This is a genomic window from Streptomyces rimosus subsp. rimosus (assembly GCF_000720725.1).
Lineage (GTDB): Bacteria > Actinomycetota > Actinomycetes > Streptomycetales > Streptomycetaceae > Streptomyces > Streptomyces rimosus_A.
The window spans coordinates 139,117-145,688 of sequence record NZ_JOCQ01000008.1; the positions used below are offsets into that span (position 1 = coordinate 139,117).

The following is a 6,572-nucleotide window of genomic DNA, read 5'->3' on the forward strand; positions in this document are numbered from 1 at the left end:
AGGGGCGGCGGGTCTGCACGGCGGCTTTCACGGCCGTGAAGCTGCGCGGAGCAGGTCCGGCGCCGCACGTAGGACGGCCCTGGTGATCAGCCGATGTCGCGGCGGCGCAGCGCGGTCAGGCCCGCCGTCACGAACACCGCCGTCAGGGCGAGCAGCCACAGGAACGGTGCCGCGGTGGCCTCGCCGCCGGGCAGTTTCGGCAGGTGGCTGAACGGCGACAGGTTCATCGCCCACTGGGGGAGCTGGACGGCCGGGCCCACCCAGCCGATGCCGAGGCAGCAGCCGACCACGGCCCAGGTGCCGGCCGAGGCCTTGGGCAGCGCGCCGACCAGCAGCACCGCCAGACCGGTGAGCGTCCAGACCGCCGGGATCTGGGCCAGCGCCGCGCCCGTCGCGGGGCCGAGCTGCCCGCTCACGTCGCCGATCGTCAGGCCGTACGTGAGGCCGAGGCCCAGGCCGCCCAGGAGCAGCACGACGACCGTGCCGAGGAAGGCGATGGCCAGGTGTCCGGCCGCCCAGCGCAGCCGTCCGACGGCGCCCGCCAGCACCGGTTCGGCGCGGTCGCCGGTCTCCTCGCCGCGCAGCCGGAGCACCGCGCCCGCCGCGTAGATCGCCGCGACCATGCCGAGCATGCCGGTCAGGGCGGATATGAAAGCTTCGGACAGGCCCTGCTGGCCGCCCATGCGCTCGAATATCCGGCGGGCCTGTTCGTTGTCGCCGACCAGGTCGGACGCGCCGTCGGTGATGCCGCCGAAGACCGCTCCGGCCAGCAGGAAGCCGGCCGACCAGCCGAGCAGGGTGGTCCGCTGGAGTCGCCAGGCCAGGCCGGTGGCGCCGTTCAGGGAGGCGGATGCGCGGGCCGGTCCCGGCCGGGCGGGCAGGAAGCTCATGCCGAGGTCGCGGCGGGCGGTGAGCGCGTACGCGGCGCCGACCGTGACGGCCGTACCGGCGAGGAAGAGCAGCAGGACCCACCAGCGCTCGTCGGCGAACGCGCGCAGCTGCTCGGCCCAGCCGACCGGCGAGGCCCAGGTCAGCGGGGAGGAGGCGTCCTCGGTGGCGGCGTCGCCCGCGGCCCGCAGGACGAAGGCCGCGCCCAGGGCGGCCCCGGCCAGCCCCTTGGCGGCCCGCGCGCTCTCGGTGAGCTGCGCGGTGATCGCCGCCAGGCCCGCGAAGACCAGGCCGGTGCCGCCGACGGCGAGGCCGAGGGCCAGCGCGCCGCCCGCCGGCTGCCCGGCCCCGGCCAGCCCGGCCGCGATGAGCAGGGCCAGCGCGGCGTCGGCGACGAGTGCGGCGAGCAGGGCGGCGGTGAGCGGGGCGCGCCGGCCGACCATGGCCGCCGAGAGCAGCTCCTGGCGGCCCGTCTCCTCCTCTTCGCGGGTGTGGCGTACGACGATCAGCAGGCTCATCACGCCGGCCAGCAGCGCGGCCATGCAGCCGATGCGCCAGGCGGTCAAGCCGCCGAGCGAGTCGTCGAACACCGGGCCGTAGACGGCGCGCAGGGAGCCGTTGCCGGTCATCGAGCTCGCCACGTCGGCGCGCTTGGCGGGCGTGTCGTAGAGCTTTTCGAGGGCGCCGCTCATGCTGACGACGGTCAGTCCGAGCAGTACCACCCAGGCCGGGATCATCAGCCGGTCGCGGCGCAGCGCCAGGCGCAGCAGGGCGCCGGTGCCGGCCAGGTCGTGGGAGCCGCCGGTACGGGCGGCCGCGGGGAGCGTCACGGCGGTCATCGCAGGGCCGCCTTCTCGGAGCCGGAGCCGGAGCCGGAGCCGGCGACAGGGGCGGAGGCGGCGGGCTCCGGGGTCTGGGTGCCGTCCAGGGTGTCGTCCTGGTAGTGCCGCAGGAACAGCTCCTCCAGCGTCGGCGGCGTGCTGGTCAGGCTGCGGACCCCGGACCGGCTGAGCGAGCGCAGCACCGCGTCGAGCTTGTCGGTGTCCACCTGGAGCCGGACCCGGTGGCCCTGGATGTCGAGATCGTGCACGCCGGGCAGGCCCGAGAGGCCGTTGGGCGCGCCGGCCAGTTCGGCGGTCACGCTCGTACGCGTGAGGTGCCGCAGGTCGGCGAGGGAGCCGGACTCGACGGTGCGGCCCTTGCGGATGATGCTGACGCGGTCGCACAGCGCCTCGACCTCGGACAGCACATGGCTGGAGAGGAGGACCGTACGGCCGCGGTCCCGCTCCTCCTCGACGCAGTCCTGGAAGACCTCCTCCATCAGCGGGTCCAGCCCGGAGGTCGGCTCGTCGAGGATGAGCAGGTCCACGTCGGAGGCGAACGCGGCGACCAGGGCGACCTTCTGGCGGTTGCCCTTGGAGTACGTCCGGCCCTTCTTGGTGGGGTCCAGCTCGAAGCGCTCCAGGAGGTCGGCCCTGCGGGCCTTGTCCAGGCCGCCGCGCAGCCGCCCGTACAGGTCGATGACCTCGCCGCCGGAGAGGTTGCGCCACAGCGTGACGTCCCCGGGGACGTACGCGATCCGGCGGTGCAGCTCGACCGCGGCCCGCCACGGGTCCTTGCCCAGCAGGTGCGCGCCACCCCCGTCGGCGCGCAGCAGGCCGAGCAGGACGCGGATGGTCGTGGACTTGCCCGCGCCGTTGGGGCCGAGGAAGCCGTGCACCTCGCCCGCCTCGACGTCGAGGTCGAGACCGTCCAGCGCCTGGGTCCGGCCGAACGCCTTGCGGAGGCCGGACACCGTGATTGCCTTCGTCATGCTTCTGAACGTACGCTGCTTTCACAAATTTGTGAAGTTAAGAAACCGTATAAAGTTGAGGGAACGTTCCGGGCCGGGGGAGCAGGGGAGAGGATGAGACGGTGAGCGAGCAGGCAGAGCAGCACCAGGGCCAGAGCGCCGGGCGGGACGAGGAGGCGGTCTCGCGCTTCGTGGAACGCTTCGCGGCGGAGCTGACCGAGGCGGGCATGCAGCGGATGGCCTCCCGGGTCTTCGCGGCGCTGCTCGCCTCCGACTCCGGCACCCTCACCTCGGCCGAGCTGGCCGAACAGCTGCAGATCAGTCCCGCCGCCGTGTCCGGCGCGGTCCGCTACCTGGTGCAGGTCAACATGGTCCGCCGCGAGCGCGAACCGGGCACCCGGCGGGACCGCTACCGGCTCTACAACGAGCTCTGGTACGAGACCCTGGGCAACCGCGAGAAGGTGCTGACCCGCTGGGAGGAAGTGCTGCGGGAGGGCGCGAAGACCCTCGGACCCGACACGCCCGCCGGCGCCAGGGTCGCCGAGACCGTCGAGTTCTTCGAGTTCATGCAGGGCGAGCTGGACGTACTGCTGGAACGCTGGCGCGAGCACCGGGCACAGCGGCTGGCGGAGGAGAGCTGAGGCACGGCCGCCGCGCGGCGCCGCCCCGGCGTCAGCCGTGCGGCAGCGTCAATCGCCAGGCGCCCGGCTGCACCGTCCACGTACGGGTCCTGACCGGGCCGCCGACCACCACGTCCGCCCGGTAGCGGAAGTCGGCGCCGGACACGGTCACCGCCCGCGCGCGGGCCCGTACCGGAGGCTCGGCCGCCTGCCAGTGGACGACGACCTCGGCCAGCCCGCTGCCGTCCGCGCCGTCGCCCGGGGTCACCGAGACCCACCGCACCGGCCGGTCCAGATCGGCCAGCACCACGCCGTCCGCCTCGATCCGCAGCCGGTGGCCGGGCGGGGCCGACCGGTCGCCGGCCGCGGGGCGGGTACGCGGGGTCAGCAGTGCCAGGGCCGCACGCGCCTTACGGAGCGGTGCGCGCCACCACGCGGCGGGTGCGTCCCGGCGGGCATCGGCCCCCGGCCCCTCTTCCGGCGCCAGGGGTTCCGGCGCGCCTTGTGCCGCGTTGTCCGAGCCTTCACGGGGCCCCGGCAGGTGCGCCCCGCCGGAGCGCTTGCGGCGGCGGGGCCGCTCGTCCTCCTCCGTCCCGGAGGGGATGTCCAGGCCACCCAGCACGATGCCGTCGCTGTCGTCCGTGAGCAGGTGCAGGCTCTGTTCCGTACCGTCCAGGACCGTCCGCGCCGCGGCGACGGTGTCCGTCGGCACGCCCAGCGCGCGCGACAGCGCCACCGCGCCCGGCGCGCCCACCGGCACGACCGCGAGGGCCACCCCCGCCAGGTCGCGCTCCTTGTGCAGCAACGCCACCGCCCGCAGCAGGGCGCGGTCGTCGCCGATCACCACGGGGCGGCGATGGCCGCGGCGGGCGAGCGCCCGCGCGTACTCCTCGGGGCCGTCCGGGAGGCAGATCTTAGCGGCCGCGCCCGCGCACAGGACATCCTTCGCGATGCGTACGGACTCCCCGTCCGTTCTGCGGGCGACCGGGTCGATGACCACGAGCAGGGGGTGCCCCCGGACCCCGTCCGGAAAGCAGTGCCCAGATGGCTGCGCCGACACCTCGGTCCTTCCTCAGGTAGCATCTCGGTGCAAGAGCCCCTTGCGCGATTGCGCCAGGGGCTTCGTCTATTCCGGGGCACCGGTTCGACGGCTTCAGCGGTGCCGTACGCATGCGTCCGCACGCATACGGCCTCGCGCACGTTGGACATGCCCCGCCCGGAAGGGGTGTACGCCTGTGCCCGCACTTGTGCTGCTCGGTGCTCAGTGGGGTGATGAGGGCAAGGGAAAGGCCACCGATCTGCTCGGTGGGTCCGTCGACTATGTGGTGCGTTACCAGGGCGGCAACAACGCCGGTCACACGGTTGTCGTAGGCGACCAGAAATACGCGCTGCACCTTCTCCCTTCCGGAATCCTCTCGCCGGGGTGCACCCCGGTCATCGGCAACGGTGTCGTCGTCGACCCGGCGGTCCTGCTCTCCGAGCTGAGCGGACTCAACGAGCGCGGCGTCGACACGTCCAAGCTGCTGATCAGCGGTAACGCGCACCTGATCACGCCGTACAACATCACCGTCGACAAGGTCACGGAACGTTTCCTCGGCAAGCGGAAGATCGGTACGACCGGCCGGGGCATCGGCCCGACCTACGCCGACAAGATCAACCGCACCGGCATCCGGGTGCAGGACCTCTTCGACGAGTCGATCCTGCACCAGAAGGTCGAGGCGGCCCTCGACTTCAAGAACCAGGTGCTGGCCAAGCTCTACAACCACCGCGCGGTGGTCGCCGAGCAGGTCGTCGAGGAGATGCTCAGCTACGCGGACCAGATCCGGGGCTACGTGGCCGACACCACCCTCCTGCTGAACAACGCGATCGACGACGGCAAGGTCGTCCTCTTCGAGGGCGGCCAGGGCACGCTGCTCGACGTGGACCACGGCACCTACCCGTTCGTGACGTCCTCCAACCCGACCGCGGGCGGCGCCTGCACCGGCGCGGGGGTCGGCCCCACGAAGATCAGCCGGGTCATCGGCATCCTCAAGGCGTACACGACCCGGGTCGGCGCCGGTCCGTTCCCGACCGAGCTGTTCGACGCGGACGGCGAGGCGCTGCGCACCATCGGCGGCGAGCGCGGTGTCACCACCGGCCGTGACCGGCGCTGTGGCTGGTTCGACGCGGTCATCGCCCGCTACGCGACCCGCGTCAACGGCCTGACCGACTTCTTCCTCACCAAGCTGGACGTGCTCACCGGCTGGGAGCAGATCCCGGTCTGCGTCGCCTACGAGATCGACGGCAAGCGCGTCGAGGAGCTGCCGTACAGCCAGACCGACTTCCACCACGCGAAGCCGATCTACGAGACGCTGCCGGGCTGGTCCGAGGACATCACCAAGGCCAAGACCTTCGCCGAGCTGCCGAAGAACGCGCAGGCGTACGTCAAGGCGCTGGAGGAGATGTCGGGCGCCCCGATCTCCGCGATCGGCGTCGGCCCGGGCCGGGACGAGACGATCCAGATCAACTCGTTCCTGGACTGACCGGACGAACGCGACCGGCGGTTTCGAGCCGCGTTCCCGCTCCTGAGCGGGGACGCGGCTCTCGCGTTTCCGGCGGGCGGCGGGGTCAGCTCTTCTTCGTGTACGTCAGCGTCGCCTTGCCGTTGTCGAACACGCGGCGCAGCTTGCCGTCGGCGTGGATGCGCAGGGTGCTGGGGGCGCCCGGCTGGCAGGCGGTCGCCGGGCCCGCCACGACGGTGGTCGGGCCGAGGCGCAGCGGCGGGCCGGCGTTCATGAGGATGGCCTTGAACTCGCAGTGGTAGGTGGCGCCGTTCGCCTCCATGGCCATGACGGTGTCGCCGACCTCCCCCTGGGTGAGGGTGAAGCGGTAGGCGGGGCTGCCCTTGACGCTCTTGGACTCCCACTCGCCCAGGAACTTCTGCGGGATGCTGCCGGGCTCCTTGCCGGCCGCCTTGCCGACCTTGCCGTCCGCGGCGGTCACGGTGCCGCCGTCGGCCTTCGCGGCCGCCTCCTCGTCGTCGGGGCTGAACAGGACGTAGGCGATGCCGATGCCCGCGGTGGCCAGGCCGAGGCCGAGGGCGGCGGCCAGACCGGCGACGCGGGTGCGGCTGGTGCGGCCGGTGCTGCCGCGGCCGGTGGGGCTCTTGCGGCGGTGGGCGTGGGAAGTGCCGTTGGGGCGCTGGGCGGCCGGTGGGGGCGTGGGGGCGTGTGCCGGTGCGTACGCGGGCTGGGCGGCCTGGCCGGGGGTGGGGGCCGAGGCGAGCGCCGCGG

General features: G+C 73.2%; 5 protein-coding genes and 1 pseudogene. 2 read left to right on the top strand and 4 right to left on the bottom strand.

The window, feature by feature from the left end; all coding sequences use genetic code 11:
* Positions 1-86: 86 nt before the first annotated feature.
* Positions 87-1,727, bottom strand: coding sequence for an ABC transporter permease (locus tag IH45_RS0106680; protein WP_030662851.1), 1,641 nt, complete (start codon positions 1,725-1,727; stop codon positions 87-89).
* Entirely contained in the window at positions 1,724-2,701 is a 978-nt protein-coding gene (locus IH45_RS0106685) for an ABC transporter ATP-binding protein (RefSeq protein WP_030662853.1), read from the bottom strand. Before IH45_RS0106685 ends, IH45_RS0106680 begins: the two co-directional genes overlap by 4 nt.
* A gap of 101 nt (positions 2,702-2,802) precedes the next feature.
* On the opposite strand from IH45_RS0106685, the gene IH45_RS0106690 reads away from it, so the two are divergent.
* On the top strand, positions 2,803-3,321 hold the full coding sequence (locus IH45_RS0106690; protein ID WP_030662856.1) for a GbsR/MarR family transcriptional regulator: 519 nt from the start codon (positions 2,803-2,805) through the stop codon (positions 3,319-3,321).
* A gap of 31 nt (positions 3,322-3,352) precedes the next feature.
* Here IH45_RS0106690 and IH45_RS0106695 read toward each other — a convergent pair whose 3' ends face one another.
* A complete protein-coding gene (locus IH45_RS0106695; RefSeq protein ID WP_030662859.1) occupies positions 3,353-4,300 on the bottom strand; it encodes a diacylglycerol kinase catalytic domain-containing protein in 948 nt (315 codons plus the stop codon).
* A 235-nt stretch (positions 4,301-4,535) separates the two neighbouring features.
* Between IH45_RS0106695 and IH45_RS0106700 the strand changes: the two genes are divergently transcribed.
* Positions 4,536-5,822, top strand: a complete 1,287-nt coding sequence (locus IH45_RS0106700) for an adenylosuccinate synthase (RefSeq protein ID WP_030662862.1) — start codon at positions 4,536-4,538, stop codon at positions 5,820-5,822.
* Positions 5,823-5,907: 85 nt separating this feature from the next.
* Here IH45_RS0106700 and IH45_RS0106705 read toward each other — a convergent pair.
* A pseudogene (locus IH45_RS0106705) lies at positions 5,908-6,572 on the bottom strand (hypothetical protein); the annotation flags it as partial.

Excerpts from the sequence above, each read along its gene's own strand:
- IH45_RS0106680 (WP_030662851.1), bottom strand. The coding sequence starts at position 1,727 with ATGACCGCCGTGACGCTCCCCGCGGCCGCCCGTACCGGCGGCTCCCAC.
- IH45_RS0106685 (WP_030662853.1), bottom strand. The coding sequence starts at position 2,701 with ATGACGAAGGCAATCACGGTGTCCGGCCTCCGCAAGGCGTTCGGCCGG.